At 47.2% G+C, this 18,709-nt stretch carries 11 protein-coding genes, 9 tRNA genes and 5 rRNA genes (1 of these 25 only partly in view); all 25 read left to right on the forward strand.

Annotated elements, in window-relative coordinates:
- Nucleotides 1-9 precede the first annotated feature (9 nt).
- The gene (locus LG307_RS00430; RefSeq protein ID WP_404446859.1) at nt 10-939 is read left to right on the forward strand and encodes a peptidyl-prolyl cis-trans isomerase; all 930 of its coding nucleotides are present in this window, start codon (nt 10-12) and stop codon (nt 937-939) included.
- Between the two features lie 94 nt (nt 940-1,033).
- A complete protein-coding gene (cysK, locus tag LG307_RS00435; RefSeq protein ID WP_404446862.1) occupies nt 1,034-1,960 on the forward strand; it encodes a cysteine synthase A in 927 nt (308 codons plus the stop codon).
- Between the two features lie 115 nt (nt 1,961-2,075).
- The gene (locus LG307_RS00440) at nt 2,076-3,506 is read left to right on the forward strand and encodes an anthranilate synthase component I family protein (RefSeq protein WP_404450341.1); all 1,431 of its coding nucleotides are present in this window, start codon (nt 2,076-2,078) and stop codon (nt 3,504-3,506) included.
- Entirely contained in the window at nt 3,503-4,084 is a 582-nt protein-coding gene (gene pabA / locus LG307_RS00445) for an aminodeoxychorismate/anthranilate synthase component II (RefSeq protein ID WP_404446865.1), read from the forward strand. Before LG307_RS00440 ends, pabA begins: the two co-directional genes overlap by 4 nt.
- Before the next feature lies 1 nt (nt 4,085).
- The gene (gene pabC, locus LG307_RS00450) at nt 4,086-5,009 is read left to right on the forward strand and encodes an aminodeoxychorismate lyase (RefSeq protein ID WP_404446868.1); all 924 of its coding nucleotides are present in this window, start codon (nt 4,086-4,088) and stop codon (nt 5,007-5,009) included.
- Entirely contained in the window at nt 4,960-5,814 is an 855-nt protein-coding gene (gene folP / locus LG307_RS00455; RefSeq protein WP_404446870.1) for a dihydropteroate synthase, read from the forward strand. The genes pabC and folP overlap by 50 nt, the downstream gene beginning before the upstream one ends.
- Complete coding sequence (folB, locus tag LG307_RS00460; protein ID WP_404450342.1) at nt 5,807-6,172, forward strand: dihydroneopterin aldolase; 366 nt, start codon at nt 5,807-5,809, stop codon at nt 6,170-6,172. The genes folP and folB overlap by 8 nt, the downstream gene beginning before the upstream one ends.
- A complete protein-coding gene (folK, locus tag LG307_RS00465) occupies nt 6,169-6,687 on the forward strand; it encodes a 2-amino-4-hydroxy-6-hydroxymethyldihydropteridine diphosphokinase (RefSeq protein WP_404446872.1) in 519 nt (172 codons plus the stop codon). The genes folB and folK overlap by 4 nt, the downstream gene beginning before the upstream one ends.
- On the forward strand, nt 6,639-6,869 hold the full coding sequence (locus tag LG307_RS00470) for a helix-turn-helix domain-containing protein (RefSeq protein WP_404446875.1): 231 nt from the start codon (nt 6,639-6,641) through the stop codon (nt 6,867-6,869). The genes folK and LG307_RS00470 overlap by 49 nt, the downstream gene beginning before the upstream one ends.
- On the forward strand, nt 6,869-7,870 hold the full coding sequence (gene dusB, locus LG307_RS00475; RefSeq protein ID WP_404446877.1) for a tRNA dihydrouridine synthase DusB: 1,002 nt from the start codon (nt 6,869-6,871) through the stop codon (nt 7,868-7,870). Before LG307_RS00470 ends, dusB begins: the two co-directional genes overlap by 1 nt.
- 159 nt (nt 7,871-8,029) lie before the next feature.
- Nucleotides 8,030-9,517 (forward strand): lysine--tRNA ligase, encoded by a 1,488-nt coding sequence (gene lysS / locus LG307_RS00480; RefSeq protein WP_404446880.1) that lies wholly within the window; start codon nt 8,030-8,032, stop codon nt 9,515-9,517.
- A gap of 415 nt (nt 9,518-9,932) precedes the next feature.
- Nucleotides 9,933-11,484 (forward strand): 16S ribosomal RNA (locus LG307_RS00485).
- 202 nt (nt 11,485-11,686) lie between these two features.
- A 23S ribosomal RNA gene (locus tag LG307_RS00490) occupies nt 11,687-14,618 on the forward strand.
- A gap of 87 nt (nt 14,619-14,705) precedes the next feature.
- A 5S ribosomal RNA gene (gene rrf / locus LG307_RS00495) occupies nt 14,706-14,822 on the forward strand.
- Between the two features lie 8 nt (nt 14,823-14,830).
- Nucleotides 14,831-14,906: transfer RNA gene (locus LG307_RS00500), tRNA-Val, on the forward strand.
- 52 nt (nt 14,907-14,958) lie between these two features.
- Nucleotides 14,959-15,034 (forward strand) — tRNA-Thr (locus LG307_RS00505).
- Nucleotides 15,035-15,093: 59 nt separating this feature from the next.
- Nucleotides 15,094-15,169 (forward strand) — tRNA-Lys (locus LG307_RS00510).
- 8 nt (nt 15,170-15,177) lie between these two features.
- Nucleotides 15,178-15,258: transfer RNA gene (locus tag LG307_RS00515), tRNA-Leu, on the forward strand.
- A 16-nt stretch (nt 15,259-15,274) separates the two neighbouring features.
- Nucleotides 15,275-15,349: transfer RNA gene (locus LG307_RS00520), tRNA-Gly, on the forward strand.
- Between the two features lie 14 nt (nt 15,350-15,363).
- Nucleotides 15,364-15,452, forward strand: a tRNA-Leu gene (locus tag LG307_RS00525).
- 35 nt (nt 15,453-15,487) lie between these two features.
- Nucleotides 15,488-15,564: transfer RNA gene (locus LG307_RS00530), tRNA-Arg, on the forward strand.
- 4 nt (nt 15,565-15,568) lie between these two features.
- Nucleotides 15,569-15,645 (forward strand) — tRNA-Pro (locus LG307_RS00535).
- A 16-nt stretch (nt 15,646-15,661) separates the two neighbouring features.
- Nucleotides 15,662-15,737 (forward strand) — tRNA-Ala (locus tag LG307_RS00540).
- A 130-nt stretch (nt 15,738-15,867) separates the two neighbouring features.
- Nucleotides 15,868-17,419 (forward strand): 16S ribosomal RNA (locus LG307_RS00545).
- A gap of 202 nt (nt 17,420-17,621) precedes the next feature.
- A 23S ribosomal RNA gene (locus LG307_RS00550) occupies nt 17,622-18,709 on the forward strand (it continues 1,844 nt past the right edge of the window).
- Together the 16S, 23S and 5S rRNA genes with 9 tRNA genes alongside form the textbook arrangement of a ribosomal RNA operon.

Raw genomic sequence — 18,709 nt, forward strand, 5'->3', positions numbered from 1 at the left:
GGGGCATATATGAACCAAAAGCGGAGATTAAAACAAAAGTGGGTATGGAATATCATTTTTGGTCTTGTGATTATCAATTGCCTCACACTAATTGTAGTGGTAAAGCAGACGTTCTCTTTAAAAGAGGCGGCTGACGCAAGTGCCTTTGTAAACGGCCAGGCTAATATAGTGGCAACGGTCGGGGATACCGTTATTACAAGAAAAGATATGCTAGAGGAACTTGAAGGCATGTATGGGCAGGAAATGCTCACAAAAATGGTAAATAATGAAGTGGTTAAACAAATTGCGAAGAAATACAAGGTAACGGTATCGGAACAGTCTGTGGACCGTGAATGGAAAATGATCAAAACAATGTACAGCCGTTCTCCCCTGCATGCTAATACTTCCGAGGAGCTTGTGAAGGAACAAATTCGTTCCAGCTTATTGCTTGAAGAATTGCTTGTAAAGGATGTCAACATACCAGAAGCTGAGTTAGAAAATTATTACCAAGAGAACAAACAACTTTATACGATTGAGGATTCTTTTCATCTCTCACATATTATTGTTGAAACCAAAGATGAGGCAGAGGCTGTTGTAAAGGAATTAGAGGACGGATCCAATTTTACGTCGCTTGCGATGGAAGTATCAACAGATGAGTTGACGGCCAATCAAGGGGGCGATCTTGGATTTTTAACTCATGAGTCCCAAGTATTTCCGAGTATCTATATGACGGAAGCCGCAAATTTAAAGGAGAAATCGTGGAGCGAACCCATTTCTGTTGATGACAAGTACGCCATTATTTACTTGCATGAAAAAATGGACGGAGTCACGTATTCCTTTAAGGAAGTGAAAGATCAAATTCGTCGTCACCTCGCCATGGAACATATGGATGGTTCGGTAGATGCCTCGATATTTTGGGACGAGGTCGGGGTAGAGTGGAATCTTCCGACTGCACAATAGGTCGAATCAAATAAATTGACAATTCAGATTTAGTGGTGTTAAATGGGATTAATCCGACAAAAACACTAAGTTTTAAAGATAGGGGGCAAAACAATTGGTACGAGTAGCAAATTCTATTGATGAGTTAGTGGGGAACACTCCCGTCGTAAAGCTGAATCGAATTGTAGAAGAAGATATGGCCGATGTGTATTTAAAGCTTGAATTTATGAATCCGGGCAGCAGTGTAAAAGACCGTATTGCCTTAGCGATGCTTAATGCTGCTATAGAAGACGGCAAATTAAAAGAAGGCGATACGATTATTGAGCCTACAAGTGGAAATACCGGGATCGGACTCGCAATGATAGCGGCAGCTAAAGGGTTAAAGGCAATTTTAGTTATGCCGGAAACGATGAGTTTGGAGCGAAGAAACTTACTTCGTGCATATGGTGCGGAATTGGTGCTTACTCCTGGTCCAGAGGGCATGGGTGGAGCGATTCGAAAAGCAGAAGAACTAGCTAAAGAAAAAGGGTTATTTATGCCGCAGCAGTTTAATAATCCGGCAAACCCTGAAATACATCGCAACACTACAGGTAAAGAGATTGTGGAGCAATTTAGCGACGGACTTGATGCCTTTGTATCAGGTATCGGCACAGGCGGTACGATTACAGGGGCCGGCGAGGTCTTGAAGGAGGCCTTCCCAGGCATTAAGATTGTTGCCGTGGAGCCTGCAGATTCCCCGGTGCTTTCCGGCGGAAAACCAGGGCCCCATAAGATTCAGGGAATCGGTGCAGGATTTGTGCCTTCTATTTTGAATACCGACATCTACGATCAGGTCATTACGGTGAAAAATGAAGAAGCGTTTGAATATGCCCGCCTTGCTGCAAAGCGAGAAGGTTTATTGGGAGGTATATCTTCCGGCGCTGCCATTTCCGCTGCCTTGCAAGTGGCAAAGGAACTTGGAAAAGGAAAAAAGGTGCTGGCGATCATCCCAAGTAATGGGGAACGCTATTTGAGCACACCATTATATCAATTTGAAGAATAGGTTATCTTAAGGGAGACAGTCATTTGAGCTGTTTCCCTTTTCTTTTATCGTGCAACAGAGTGTAATTTTCATGTAATATAAGGGTAGTATGCAATTTAGGAGCGTGACAGCAAGAATGCAAAAGGTGCCTGTAGGAATCAAAGTGACGTTAAATGAAAATCAATGGTTTGAAACATATAAAACTCTTGCGAAAGATAAGCCGTATCATGTTCTGTTGGAAAGTGGACGCGGGGGAAGATACCATATTATCGGACTTGATCCAATCGCCTCCATTCAAGGGAAAGGACAAGAGCTGCAGATTGATTATTTGAACGGAAAGAAGGAAAAGAGAGATGGAAATCCTTTGGCATTATTGCAAGAGGTAATCTCTGAGCGATCTATTCGCAAGTTTTCAGGGTTTCCGGATTTTACAGGAGGAGCGATTGGCTATCTGACCTATGATTACGTCAGATACATTGAACGTTTACCGGAAATCGCGGAGAATGACCTTGCCTTGCCTGATCTTTACTTTTTGTTATTTGATGATGTATTCGTATATGACAAGCAAGAAAGCATGCTCTATTTGATTACCCATGCGCATGAAGGACAAGAGGAGTCTGCAAAAACACGACTGGAACATTATAAAAAGCAATGGGAACAGCCAATCGAAGAAACGATTTATCCATACACGCCAGAAAGACAACCTGCCGAAAACAGAGAAGTTTCTTTTACAGAAGAAGACTTCATTAAAGCTGTTAAAAAGGTTCAAGCTTACATTGCACAGGGGGATGTTTTTCAGGTGAACCTTTCGGTGAGACAGGCAGAGCCGCTTGTGACTCATCCAATGGAGGTTTACACGGCTTTGAGAAAAGTCAATCCCTCTCCGTATATGGGGTATTTGCAATTCCCTGATTTCCAACTGGTCAGCGGTTCCCCGGAACTTTTAGTGAAGAAAAAGGATGATGTCGTAAGTACGCGGCCGATTGCGGGGACAAGATCGCGCGGTAAGACCGACGAAGAGGACCGCAGGCTTGCACAAGAACTGATCGATAATGAAAAAGAGCGTGCCGAACATGTCATGCTGGTGGACCTGGAGCGGAACGACCTGGGCCGGGTCTGCCAATACGGCACGGTAGAAGTAAATGAGTTCATGGCGATTGAAAAATATTCGCATGTCATGCACATTGTTTCAAATGTCCAAGGTGTATTGAAAGAAGGAAAGAATATTTCGGACATCATCGAAGCGACCTTCCCGGGCGGTACGATAACAGGCGCGCCAAAGGTAAGGACGATGGAGATCATAGAAGAACTTGAGCCGGTAAGACGTTCTGTATATACTGGTTCCATAGGGTGGATTGGCTATGATGGAGAAATGGAACTGAATATCTCCATTCGAACGATGATTGCTAAAGACGGCATGGCATATGTGCAGGCCGGTGCCGGAGTGGTCATTGATTCTGTGCCAAAGCGGGAATATAAGGAATCCCTTAAAAAAGCCGCGGCCCTGTGGAAAGCGAAAGAGCTGAGTGAAGAGGAGTTAAAAAAACGAGCAGAGGTGAGAGTATGATTTTAATGATCGATAATTATGATTCATTTACGTACAATTTGGTGCAATACTTAGGGGAGCTTGGAGAGGAATTAGTGGTAAAAAGAAATGACGAAATTACCATTGAGGAGATAGAAGCGCTCAACCCTGAATTTTTAATGATATCTCCTGGACCTTGTTCGCCGAATGAGGCAGGAATTAGTTTGGAAGTAATCAAGCATTTTGCCGGAAAGAAGCCTATTTTTGGCGTGTGCCTTGGACATCAATCCATTGCGCAAGTTTTTGGAGGAGATGTCATCCAGGCGGAGAGATTGATGCATGGAAAAACGTCTGAGATGCATCATGATGGGAACACCATCTTCCGTACACTGGCAAACCCTTTTGTTGCGACAAGATACCATTCTTTGATTGTAAAAAAGGAGACCCTTCCGGAATGCTTTGAGATAACAGCATGGACAGATCAAGATGAAATTATGGCCATCCGACACAAAGAGCTGCCAATTGAAGGAGTTCAATTTCATCCAGAGTCCATCATGACCTCGGTAGGAAAAGAATTATTACGTAACTTCATTACAACCTACTCTGCAAAAAAGGTCTAACATGATTGTTTATAAAGATGGCAGCTGGCTGCCAATAGAAGAGACAAATGTTTCGGTTATGGATCACGGTTTTTTATATGGAGTCGGGCTTTTTGAAACGTTCCGGACGTATAATGGTGTCCCTTACTTGTTTCACGATCACCTAAAACGTTTGAGGGACGGGTTGGAGTCCGTTTATATCGAGTGGAGCCATACAGATGAAGAACTACATGAACTGGTAACAGAAGCATTGAAGAAAAACGGTTTAACGGATGGTGTAATCCGGCTGAATGTTACTGCCGGCATCAGCAACTGGGGCCTTCCGACTGAGACATACCGGGCCCCGTCCTTGCTGTTGTTTACAAGACCTGTGCCTGATTTTACAACTGAAAATAAAGATGCAGTAGTTTTGGAGCGGCGTCGTAATACCCCTGAAGGTGATACGAGGTTAAAGTCTCACCACTACTTAAATAACCTTTTAGGTAAAAGGGAATTAGGGAATCAACTTGATGTAGAGGGAATTTTTCTTACAGAGGAAGGCTTTGTGGCAGAAGGACTAGTATCCAATATTTTTTGGATCAAAGAAGACGTTGTCCATACCCCGAGTATTTCAACGGGAATTTTAAGTGGAGTGACTAGAAAGTTCATTCTGCACCTATGCTCTTTGCTTGAACTGGAAGTAAAGGAAGGGAAGTTCCCTCTTGAAGAGTTGATGCAAGCGGATGAAGTCTTTATCACAAACTCCACCCAGGAAATAATAAAAATTTCTAAACTAGATGACACCGTATTCCCTGCGCTGGCATCATCGCGGCTCGCTTGTCTGAAAGATTTATATAACCAGGGTACCAACCAGCAATTATTGTCCTATCAACAGGTAAAGAAGGTAGATTGGAAAAATGGGAAATACGAACTTATATCAAACGAAGTTGACATGCGGACCATATAATTTGCCGCTTGGGGTAAAAACCTTAATCATGGGGATCTTGAATGCCACGCCTGATTCTTTTTCCGATGGAGGAAAATACAACGAAGTGGAAAGAGCAGTCTTGCGCGCGAAGGAACTCGTAGAACAAGGCGCAGACATCCTTGATATTGGCGGGGAATCAACCAGGCCTGGCGCGGAGAAAGTGAGCCTTGAGAAAGAGCTTGAGCGGGTCATTCCAATCATCGAAGCCATTTCGAGGGAAGTACAAGTGCCTATTTCCATCGACACTTATAAAGCAGAGGTTGCAAAGCAGGCTATACAGGCCGGTGCCCATATCATCAATGACGTGTGGGGGGCAAAGGGTGATCCCGACATGCCCGCTGTGGCCGCCGAGCTTCAAGTGCCGATCATTCTTATGCAAAACAGGCAAGAGCGTGACTACCACCAGTTGATTCCGGATATGATTAGTGACTTGTTTGAAAGCATCACGCTGGTTAAGCGTGCTGGCGTGAAGGATGAAAATATCATCTTAGACCCAGGAATAGGATTTGCCAAAACATATGAAGACAATATTAAAGTGATGCAAAAACTTGATCACTTCCATACACTTGGTTACCCGCTGCTGCTTGGTACGTCTAGAAAAAGGTTTATCGGCCATGTCCTGGATCTTCCGGCTGAGGAGAGAATGGAAGGGACCGGGGCAACTGTGTGCCTTGGCATCCAAAAGGGCTGCCATATTGTACGGGTACATGATGTAAAAGAGATTGCACGAATGGCAAAGATGATGGATGCCATGCTTTTTGAGGGAGGGCTTACCTATCGATAAAATATATGTAAATCAGATGAGATTTTATGGTTACCATGGTGTATTTCCGGAAGAAACCAAACTTGGCCAACGGTTTATGATTGATCTGACAGTGGAACTTGATCTATCCAAGGCTGGGAAATCAGATGACCTTACCCAATCCGTTAACTATGCAGATCTTTATAATACATGTAAAAAAGTGGTGGAAGGTGAAACGCATAAACTAGTGGAGACCGTGGCCGAGAGAATAGCAGAGGAGATCCTCTCTTCTTTTGAATTGATTAAAAGTTGTACCATCAAAGCAATCAAACCGGATCCACCTATTCCTGGACACTATGAATCTGTCGCAGTAGAGATTACAAGGGGCCGGACGTCATGAATATCGCATATATTGCCCTGGGGTCCAATCAAGGAAATCGTGCCCGGTACCTCGAGCAGGCCGTGCAGCAGATTAGGGAACATGACAAGATAACCGTGGAGAAGGAATCTTCCATCTATGAAACAGATCCTGTTGGCTATAAAGAACAGGATAAATTTTTAAATATGGTAATTAAAGTAAAAACCGCATTGGATCCTGTTGATTTATTAAAGGTGCTGCAAGGATTCGAACATTTTTTTGGCAGAAAAAGAGAGGTGCGCTGGGGGCCGCGTACTTTAGACCTTGACATTTTATTGTATAACCAAGAAAATATTGAAACAGAAGAGCTTATTATCCCGCATCCAAGAATGTGGGAAAGGGCTTTTGTTTTTGTGCCTTTAATGGAGATCGCGGAAAGTAAAGATCTGCCCATAGAGATAGATAGAAAAGAACTTCTTGTACAACAAGATAGAGAAGGGGTACATGTATGGAAGCCGAAAGATGGGGAAGACGTATCCGGGCTTACCGAAAGCTGAAAGGATATACCCAAGAATCATTTGCAAAGAATCTTCATATCTCAGTCTCTGTTTTAGGAGAGGTTGAACGGGGAAACCGAGTTCCTTCAGAGGATCTGATTCAGTTGATTGCTCAGGAACTGAATATTACGGTCAAGGAACTCGAACCACCAGAACTTACCAAGGAGGAGGTCAACAACTAATGTTAAAAATCGGTGATATCACGATGAAAAACCAAGTGGTCTTGGCACCGATGGCAGGAGTTTGTAATGCTGCATTCCGCCTTACGGTGAAAGAGTTTGGAGCGGGCCTTGTCTGTGCCGAGATGGTAAGTGATAAAGCGATCCTCTATAAAAATGCCAAAACCATGGGTATGCTTTATATAGATGAGCGTGAGAAACCACTGAGCCTGCAAATCTTCGGAGGCGAGAAAGATACGCTTGTAGAAGCAGCAAAATTCGTGGACAAAAACACGACAGCAGACATCATTGATATTAATATGGGATGCCCGGTACCGAAAATCGTCAAATGTGACGCAGGTGCTAGATGGTTGCTTGACTCAAACAAAATCTATGAAATGGTGTCAGCGGTAGTAGATGCAGTCGACAAGCCGGTTACGGTAAAAATGCGTACAGGTTGGGACGAGGAGCATATCTTTGCCATTGAAAATGCTCGTGCCGTTGAACGTGCAGGCGGGCAAGCGGTAGCGGTCCATGGCCGTACTAGAGTCCAAATGTATGAGGGGCATGCAGACTGGGACATCATCAAGCAAGTGAAAGAGTCTGTAAACATCCCTGTCATTGGAAACGGAGATGTTCAAACTCCTCAAGATGCAAAAAGAATGATCGAGGAAACGGGAGTCGACGGTGTGATGATCGGCCGTGCGGCACTAGGTAATCCTTGGATGATTTATAGTACCGTACAGTACTTGGAAACAGGGAAACTTGTAGGAGAACCGTCTGTTCGAGAAAAAATGGACGTATGTAAACTGCACCTTGATCGCCTGATCGACTTAAAAGGAGAAAATGTAGCAGTGCGTGAAATGCGTAAACATGCAGCGTGGTACCTAAAAGGCATCCGCGGCAACGCGATAGTACGTAATTCTATTAATGAATGCAACACAAGAATGGACCTTGTAAGTCTAATTGACAACCTTGTTGAAGAGTCCGAGCAAAAAGAAGCGCTGAACGCACAGGTGATGTAAACCAAGCCAGGCGATTGTACCCTAAAAACACTATCGAACTGCCAGTAAGTTGCTACTGGCAGTTTTAGCTTTATTTATAGTTGGAAAGTCTATATGATAGATAAAAGAAAAGCTGCTACATAAATGGAGTAGATAAATTACTAGTTGGAGTTGAATAGAATGAGTGAAGAATTAAACTTGAATGACCAATTAATGGTTAGGAGAGAAAAATTACAAAAACACCGTGATAAAGGATTAGATCCGTTTGGAGCTAGATTTGAGCGCACAAATGATTCCAAAGAACTGATCAGTCAGTACGGTGAAATCGAAAAAGAACAGTTGGACGAGCAGGAAATCCCTGTAACGCTTGCTGGTCGTATCATGACAAAGCGCGGCAAAGGAAAAGCCGGCTTTGCCCATATCCAAGATCTTACAGGCCAAATCCAACTTTACATCCGTAAAGATGCAGTAGGAGAAGAAGCTTACGAAATCTTCAACTCAGCAGATATCGGGGACATTGTCGGAGTATCAGGCTTTGTTTTCAAAACAAAAGTAGGCGAGCTTTCCATTAAAGCAACTTCCTTTGAACTGCTTACAAAAGCATTGCGTCCACTGCCCGAGAAATACCACGGACTTAAAGATGTGGAACAACGCTACCGTCAACGCTACCTGGACCTGATTACTAACCCAGAAAGCAGAGAAACATTCATTGCTCGTTCTAAGATTATCCAAGCAATGCGCCGTTACCTGGACGACCATGGCTACCTAGAAGTAGAAACGCCAATGATGCATTCCATCGCCGGTGGAGCTTCAGCGCGTCCGTTCATCACACATCACAACACATTAGATATGACTTTATATATGCGTATAGCTATTGAGCTCCACTTAAAACGCCTGATTGTCGGCGGTCTGGAGAAAGTCTATGAAATTGGCCGTGTATTCCGTAACGAAGGGGTATCCACTCGACATAATCCTGAATTCACGATGATTGAACTATATGAAGCTTACGCTGACTATAAGGACATCATGAGCCTGACAGAAAACCTTGTTGCGCACATTGCCAAGGAAGTGTTAGGTAGCACGAAGGTTCAATACGGCGACAGTGAAATTGATCTGACGCCAGAGTGGAAGCGACTGCACATGGTAGACGCAGTTAAAGAAGCAACAGGTGTAGACTTCTGGCAGCAGATGACTGATGAGGAAGCGCGTGCTCATGCAAAAGAACATGGCATTCAAATTACCGAACATATGCAGTTCGGTCATATCTTGAACGAATTCTTTGAACAAAAAGTAGAAGAGACGCTTATTCAGCCTACATTCATCTATGGGCACCCAGTGGAAATTTCTCCGCTAGCCAAGAAGAATGCAGAAGACCCGCGTTTCACTGATCGTTTTGAATTGTTCATCGTTGGCCGTGAACATGCAAATGCCTTCACAGAGCTCAACGATCCAATCGATCAAAAAGAGCGTTTCGAGGCACAGCTTAAAGAAAAAGAGCAAGGTAACGACGAAGCGCACGAAATGGATCACGACTTCATAGAGGCATTAGAATACGGTATGCCGCCAACAGGAGGACTGGGAATCGGTATCGACCGCCTTGTTATGTTGTTAACAAACTCTCCTTCTATTAGAGATGTGTTGTTATTCCCACAAATGAGACATCGTTAATCTTATAAAGTAACGCCGCGCTGCAAGAAGCAGTGCGGCGTTTTTTGTTAAGGAATAGAGACAGGGAAAACTGTTTATATAGAGAGAAAATAGGCACTGAATAATGCGACTATTACAACATTAGCGTTTAACGAAAATAATCGAAAAAACCTATTGCCTTTGTATTCTAGCGATGGTATATTAATATTCGTTGTCACAAACGACATCGTTTCTTCCGAAAAAAAGATATGAAAAAAGTTGTTGACACAAACCGATAGATTTGGTAAGATAATAAAGTCGCCTTGAGAGAGACGACAGAGCAAATGATCTTTGAAAACTAAACAAAACAACAGCGTCATAACGTCGGTTCTACGGAACACGACAAAATGATTTAAGTAACACAAGCTAGCAAATTTTGAGCAAATGCTCAGACTCTTTATTGGAGAGTTTGATCCTGGCTCAGGACGAACGCTGGCGGCGTGCCTAATACATGCAAGTCGAGCGGACCTTTTAAAAGCTTGCTTTTGAAAGGTCAGCGGCGGACGGGTGAGTAACACGTGGGCAACCTGCCTGTAAGACTGGGATAACTTCGGGAAACCGGAGCTAATACCGGATAATATAAAGAACCTCCTGGTTCTTTGTTGAAAGATGGTTTCGGCTATCACTTACAGATGGGCCCGCGGCGCATTAGCTAGTTGGTGAGGTAACGGCTCACCAAGGCGACGATGCGTAGCCGACCTGAGAGGGTGATCGGCCACACTGGGACTGAGACACGGCCCAGACTCCTACGGGAGGCAGCAGTAGGGAATCTTCCACAATGGACGAAAGTCTGATGGAGCAACGCCGCGTGAGCGATGAAGGCCTTCGGGTCGTAAAGCTCTGTTGTTAGGGAAGAACAAGTGCGAGAGTAACTGCTCGCACCTTGACGGTACCTAACCAGAAAGCCACGGCTAACTACGTGCCAGCAGCCGCGGTAATACGTAGGTGGCAAGCGTTGTCCGGAATTATTGGGCGTAAAGCGCGCGCAGGTGGTCCTTTAAGTCTGATGTGAAAGCCCACGGCTCAACCGTGGAGGGTCATTGGAAACTGGGGGACTTGAGTGCAGAAGAGGAAAGTGGAATTCCAAGTGTAGCGGTGAAATGCGTAGAGATTTGGAGGAACACCAGTGGCGAAGGCGACTTTCTGGTCTGTAACTGACACTGAGGCGCGAAAGCGTGGGGAGCAAACAGGATTAGATACCCTGGTAGTCCACGCCGTAAACGATGAGTGCTAAGTGTTAGAGGGTTTCCGCCCTTTAGTGCTGCAGCTAACGCATTAAGCACTCCGCCTGGGGAGTACGGTCGCAAGACTGAAACTCAAAGGAATTGACGGGGGCCCGCACAAGCGGTGGAGCATGTGGTTTAATTCGAAGCAACGCGAAGAACCTTACCAGGTCTTGACATCCTCTGACACTCCTAGAGATAGGACGTTCCCCTTCGGGGGACAGAGTGACAGGTGGTGCATGGTTGTCGTCAGCTCGTGTCGTGAGATGTTGGGTTAAGTCCCGCAACGAGCGCAACCCTTGATCTTAGTTGCCAGCATTCAGTTGGGCACTCTAAGGTGACTGCCGGTGACAAACCGGAGGAAGGTGGGGATGACGTCAAATCATCATGCCCCTTATGACCTGGGCTACACACGTGCTACAATGGACGGTACAAAGGGCAGCAAAACCGCGAGGTCGAGCCAATCCCATAAAACCGTTCTCAGTTCGGATTGCAGGCTGCAACTCGCCTGCATGAAGCCGGAATCGCTAGTAATCGCGGATCAGCATGCCGCGGTGAATACGTTCCCGGGCCTTGTACACACCGCCCGTCACACCACGAGAGTTTGTAACACCCGAAGTCGGTGGGGTAACCTTTTGGAGCCAGCCGCCTAAGGTGGGACAGATGATTGGGGTGAAGTCGTAACAAGGTAGCCGTATCGGAAGGTGCGGCTGGATCACCTCCTTTCTAAGGAATGTACGCTTGTTGTTTTGTTTAGTTTTGAGAGAGCATTCTCTCATATTTAGATAAATCATCCGATTTATCCTTGTTGTTCCTTGAAAACTAGATAATGTAACTAATATCAAGATATTCACAGAATATCGTTCATCTTAGTAATTTTCTTTATAGATATCATCGCTGATATCGACACATGACCATATTGGTCAACGGTTAAGTTATTAAGGGCGCACGGTGGATGCCTTGGCACTAGGAGCCGATGAAGGACGGGACTAACACCGATATGCTTCGGGGAGCTGTAAGTAAGCTTTGATCCGGAGATTTCCGAATGGGGAAACCCACTGTTCGTAATGGAACAGTATCCTTATCTGAATACATAGGGTATGGAAGGCAGACCCGGGGAACTGAAACATCTTAGTACCCGGAGGAAGAGAAAGCAAATGCGATTTCCTGAGTAGCGGCGAGCGAAACGGAATTAGCCCAAACCAAGAGGCTTGCCTCTTGGGGTTGTAGGACACTCAACATGGAGTTACAAAGGAACGGGGTAAATGAAGCGACCTGGAAAGGTCCGTCATAGAAGGTAAAAACCCTGTAGTTGAAACTTCGTTCCCTCCTGAGTGGATCCTGAGTACGGCGGGACACGAGAAATCCCGTCGGAAGCAGGGAGGACCATCTCCCAAGGCTAAATACTCCCTAGTGACCGATAGTGAACCAGTACCGTGAGGGAAAGGTGAAAAGCACCCCGGAAGGGGAGTGAAATAGATCCTGAAACCGTGTGCCTACAAGTAGTTAGAGCCCGTTAATGGGTGATAGCGTGCCTTTTGTAGAATGAACCGGCGAGTTACGATTACGTGCAAGGTTAAGTCGATGAGACGGAGCCGTAGCGAAAGCGAGTCTGAATAGGGCGAATGAGTACGTGGTCGTAGACCCGAAACCAGGTGATCTACCCATGTCCAGGGTGAAGTTCAGGTAACACTGAATGGAGGCCCGAACCGACTCACGTTGAAAAGTGAGCGGATGAGGTGTGGGTAGGGGTGAAATGCCAATCGAACCTGGAGATAGCTGGTTCTCTCCGAAATAGCTTTAGGGCTAGCCTCATGTGTTAGAGTCTTGGAGGTAGAGCACTGATTGGACTAGGGGTCCTCATCGGATTACCGAATTCAGTCAAACTCCGAATGCCAAAGACTTATCCATGGGAGTCAGACTGCGAGTGATAAGATCCGTAGTCAAGAGGGAAACAGCCCAGACCGCCAGCTAAGGTCCCCAAGTATACGTTAAGTGGAAAAGGATGTGGAGTTGCTTAGACAACCAGGATGTTGGCTTAGAAGCAGCCACCATTTAAAGAGTGCGTAATAGCTCACTGGTCGAGTGACTCTGCGCCGAAAATGTACCGGGGCTAAACGTATCACCGAAGCTGCGGACTGTTCTTACGAACAGTGGTAGGAGAGCGTTCTAAGGGCGTTGAAGCTAGACCGTAAGGACTGGTGGAGCGCTTAGAAGTGAGAATGCCGGTATGAGTAGCGAAAGAAGGGTGAGAATCCCTTCCACCGAATGCCTAAGGTTTCCTGAGGAAGGCTCGTCCGCTCAGGGTTAGTCGGGACCTAAGCCGAGGCCGAAAGGCGTAGGCGATGGATAACAGGTTGATATTCCTGTACCACCTCCACTCCGTTTGAGCAATGGGGGGACGCAGAAGGATAGGGTAAGCGCGCTGTTGGATATGCGCGTCTAAGCAGCAAGGCTGAGAAGTAGGCAAATCCGCTTCTTATTAAGGCTGAGCTGTGATAGCGAGGGAAATATAGTACCGAAGTTCCTGATTTCACACTGCCAAGAAAAGCCTCTAGCGAGGAGTATGGTGCCCGTACCGCAAACCGACACAGGTAGGCGAGGAGAGAATCCTAAGGTGAGCGAGAGAACTCTGGTTAAGGAACTCGGCAAAATGACCCCGTAACTTCGGGAGAAGGGGTGCTCTGTTAGGGTGTTAAAGCCCGAGAGAGCCGCAGTGAATAGGCCCAGGCGACTGTTTAGCAAAAACACAGGTCTCTGCGAAGCCGTAAGGCGAAGTATAGGGGCTGACGCCTGCCCGGTGCTGGAAGGTTAAGGGGAGAGGTTAGCGCAAGCGAAGCTTTGAACCGAAGCCCCAGTAAACGGCGGCCGTAACTATAACGGTCCTAAGGTAGCGAAATTCCTTGTCGGGTAAGTTCCGACCCGCACGAAAGGCGTAACGATCTGGGCACTGTCTCAACCAGAGACTCGGTGAAATTATAGTACCTGTGAAGATGCAGGTTACCCGCGACAGGACGGAAAGACCCCGTGGAGCTTTACTGTAGCCTGATATTGAATTTTGGTACAGCTTGTACAGGATAGGTAGGAGCCTGAGAAGCCGGAGCGCTAGCTTCGGTGGAGGCGTCGGTGGGATACTACCCTGGCTGTATTGAAATTCTAACCCGCAGCCCTTATCGGGCTGGGAGACAGTGTCAGGTGGGCAGTTTGACTGGGGCGGTCGCCTCCTAAAGAGTAACGGAGGCGCCCAAAGGTTCCCTCAGAATGGTTGGAAATCATTCGCAGAGTGTAAAGGCACAAGGGAGCTTGACTGCGAGACCTACAAGTCGAGCAGGGACGAAAGTCGGGCTTAGTGATCCGGTGGTTCCGCATGGAAGGGCCATCGCTCAACGGATAAAAGCTACCCCGGGGATAACAGGCTTATCTCCCCCAAGAGTCCACATCGACGGGGAGGTTTGGCACCTCGATGTCGGCTCATCGCATCCTGGGGCTGTAGTCGGTCCCAAGGGTTGGGCTGTTCGCCCATTAAAGCGGTACGCGAGCTGGGTTCAGAACGTCGTGAGACAGTTCGGTCCCTATCCGTCGTGGGCGCAGGAAATTTGAGAGGAGCTGTCCTTAGTACGAGAGGACCGGGATGGACGCACCGCTGGTGTACCAGTTGTCTTGCCAAAGGCATAGCTGGGTAGCTACGTGCGGACGGGATAAGTGCTGAAAGCATCTAAGCATGAAGCCCCCCTCAAGATGAGATTTCCTTTTGCTTCGGCAAGTAAGATCCCTGAAAGATGATCAGGTAGATAGGTTCGAGGTGGAAGCGTGGCGACACGTGCAGCTGACGAATACTAATCGATCGAGGACTTAACCCATATAAGTATCGAAATAAGTGAACGATATGAATGTCTTGATATGAACACATTATCTAGTTTTGAAGGATCAACCTTCAACTGAATATGTCTGGTAATGATGGCGAAGAGGCCACACCCGTTCCCATCCCGAACACGGAAGTTAAGCTCTTCAGCGCCGATGGTAGTTGGGGGATCTCCCCCTGTGAGAGTAGGACGTTGCCAGGCATTTATATGGAGGATTAGCTCAGCTGGGAGAGCATCTGCCTTACAAGCAGAGGGTCGGCGGTTCGATCCCGTCATCCTCCACCATTATTTTTTCACATAGGTTTTTTCACTTAGTGAAAATAACCAACCATTTTATGCCGGTGTAGCTCAGTTGGTAGAGCAACTGACTTGTAATCAGTAGGTCGTGGGTTCGACTCCTATCGCCGGCACCATACTTCCTTGACATAACGTAGTTATGTTCAACTGAATTGCATAGTACCACTTTTATTACGTGCCATTAGCTCAGTCGGTAGAGCATCTGACTTTTAATCAGAGGGTCGAAGGTTCGAGTCCTTCATGGCACACCATTTATCTTGCGGGTGTGGCGGAATTGGCAGACGCGCTAGACTTAGGATCTAGTGTCTTTGACGTGGGGGTTCGAGTCCCTTCACCCGCATTGTAATTTTATATTAGCGGAAGTAGTTCAGTGGTAGAACACCACCTTGCCAAGGTGGGGGTCGCGGGTTCGAATCCCGTCTTCCGCTCCAACAGACTTGCCCTTGCCGGGGTGGCGGAACTGGCAGACGCACAGGACTTAAAATCCTGCGGTAGGTGACTACCGTACCGGTTCGATTCCGGTCCTCGGCACCAGATATTTTTTGCGAACTGCATGAAACTTATATATTGCGCCCGTAGCTCAATTGGATAGAGCGTTTGACTACGGATCAAAAGGTTAGGGGTTCGAGTCCTCTCGGGCGCGCCATTATCGGGGAGTAGCTCAGCTTGGTAGAGCACTTGGTTTGGGACCAAGGGGTCGCAGGTTCAAATCCTGTCTTCCCGACCAGTAGGAAACTTTATATGGGGCCTTAGCTCAGCTGGGAGAGCGCCTGCTTTGCACGCAGGAGGTCAGCGGTTCGATCCCGCTAGGCTCCACCAACAGAACTTTTGATTTAATGATCTTTGAAAACTAAACAAAACAACAGCGTCATAACGTCGGTTCTACGGAACACGACAAAATGATTTAAGTAACACAAGCTAGCAAATTTTGAGCAAATGCTCAGACTCTTTATTGGAGAGTTTGATCCTGGCTCAGGACGAACGCTGGCGGCGTGCCTAATACATGCAAGTCGAGCGGACCTTTTAAAAGCTTGCTTTTGAAAGGTCAGCGGCGGACGGGTGAGTAACACGTGGGCAACCTGCCTGTAAGACTGGGATAACTTCGGGAAACCGGAGCTAATACCGGATAATATAAAGAACCTCCTGGTTCTTTGTTGAAAGATGGTTTCGGCTATCACTTACAGATGGGCCCGCGGCGCATTAGCTAGTTGGTGAGGTAACGGCTCACCAAGGCGACGATGCGTAGCCGACCTGAGAGGGTGATCGGCCACACTGGGACTGAGACACGGCCCAGACTCCTACGGGAGGCAGCAGTAGGGAATCTTCCACAATGGACGAAAGTCTGATGGAGCAACGCCGCGTGAGCGATGAAGGCCTTCGGGTCGTAAAGCTCTGTTGTTAGGGAAGAACAAGTGCGAGAGTAACTGCTCGCACCTTGACGGTACCTAACCAGAAAGCCACGGCTAACTACGTGCCAGCAGCCGCGGTAATACGTAGGTGGCAAGCGTTGTCCGGAATTATTGGGCGTAAAGCGCGCGCAGGTGGTCCTTTAAGTCTGATGTGAAAGCCCACGGCTCAACCGTGGAGGGTCATTGGAAACTGGGGGACTTGAGTGCAGAAGAGGAAAGTGGAATTCCAAGTGTAGCGGTGAAATGCGTAGAGATTTGGAGGAACACCAGTGGCGAAGGCGACTTTCTGGTCTGTAACTGACACTGAGGCGCGAAAGCGTGGGGAGCAAACAGGATTAGATACCCTGGTAGTCCACGCCGTAAACGATGAGTGCTAAGTGTTAGAGGGTTTCCGCCCTTTAGTGCTGCAGCTAACGCATTAAGCACTCCGCCTGGGGAGTACGGTCGCAAGACTGAAACTCAAAGGAATTGACGGGGGCCCGCACAAGCGGTGGAGCATGTGGTTTAATTCGAAGCAACGCGAAGAACCTTACCAGGTCTTGACATCCTCTGACACTCCTAGAGATAGGACGTTCCCCTTCGGGGGACAGAGTGACAGGTGGTGCATGGTTGTCGTCAGCTCGTGTCGTGAGATGTTGGGTTAAGTCCCGCAACGAGCGCAACCCTTGATCTTAGTTGCCAGCATTCAGTTGGGCACTCTAAGGTGACTGCCGGTGACAAACCGGAGGAAGGTGGGGATGACGTCAAATCATCATGCCCCTTATGACCTGGGCTACACACGTGCTACAATGGACGGTACAAAGGGCAGCAAAACCGCGAGGTCGAGCCAATCCCATAAAACCGTTCTCAGTTCGGATTGCAGGCTGCAACTCGCCTGCATGAAGCCGGAATCGCTAGTAATCGCGGATCAGCATGCCGCGGTGAATACGTTCCCGGGCCTTGTACACACCGCCCGTCACACCACGAGAGTTTGTAACACCCGAAGTCGGTGGGGTAACCTTTTGGAGCCAGCCGCCTAAGGTGGGACAGATGATTGGGGTGAAGTCGTAACAAGGTAGCCGTATCGGAAGGTGCGGCTGGATCACCTCCTTTCTAAGGAATGTACGCTTGTTGTTTTGTTTAGTTTTGAGAGAGCATTCTCTCATATTTAGATAAATCATCCGATTTATCCTTGTTGTTCCTTGAAAACTAGATAATGTAACTAATATCAAGATATTCACAGAATATCGTTCATCTTAGTAATTTTCTTTATAGATATCATCGCTGATATCGACACATGACCATATTGGTCAACGGTTAAGTTATTAAGGGCGCACGGTGGATGCCTTGGCACTAGGAGCCGATGAAGGACGGGACTAACACCGATATGCTTCGGGGAGCTGTAAGTAAGCTTTGATCCGGAGATTTCCGAATGGGGAAACCCACTGTTCGTAATGGAACAGTATCCTTATCTGAATACATAGGGTATGGAAGGCAGACCCGGGGAACTGAAACATCTTAGTACCCGGAGGAAGAGAAAGCAAATGCGATTTCCTGAGTAGCGGCGAGCGAAACGGAATTAGCCCAAACCAAGAGGCTTGCCTCTTGGGGTTGTAGGACACTCAACATGGAGTTACAAAGGAACGGGGTAAATGAAGCGACCTGGAAAGGTCCGTCATAGAAGGTAAAAACCCTGTAGTTGAAACTTCGTTCCCTCCTGAGTGGATCCTGAGTACGGCGGGACACGAGAAATCCCGTCGGAAGCAGGGAGGACCATCTCCCAAGGCTAAATACTCCCTAGTGACCGATAGTGAACCAGTACCGTGAGGGAAAGGTGAAAAGCACCCCGGAAGGGGAGTGAAATAGATCCTGAAACCGTGTGCCTACAAGTAGTTAGAGCCCGTTAATGGGTGATAGCGTGCCTTTTGTAGAATGAACCGGCGAGTTACGATTACGTGCAAGGTTAAGTCGATGAGACGGAGCCGTAGCGAAAGCGAGTCTGAATAGGGCGAATGAGTACGTGGTCGTAGACCCGAAACCAGGTGATCTACCCATGTCCAGGGTGAAGTTCAGGTAACACTGAATGGAGGCCCGAACCGACTCACGTTGAAAAGTGAGCGGATGAGGTGTGGGTAGGGGTGAAATGCCAATCGAACCTGGAGATAGCTGGTTCTCTCCGAAATAGCTTTAGGGCTAGCCTCATGTGTTAGAGTCTTGGAGGTAGAGCACTGATTGGACTAGGGGTCCTCATCGGATTACCGAATTCAGTCAAACTCCGAATGCCAAAGACTTATCCATGGGAGTCAGACTGCGAGTGATAAGATCCGTAGTCAAGAGGGAAACAGCCCAGACCGCCAGCTAAGGTCCCCAAGTATACGTTAAGTGGAAAAGGATGTGGAGTTG

It is taken from the genome of Sutcliffiella horikoshii (assembly GCF_044809035.1).
In the GTDB taxonomy this organism is placed as follows: Bacteria; Bacillota; Bacilli; order Bacillales; family Bacillaceae_I; genus Sutcliffiella_A; species Sutcliffiella_A horikoshii_G.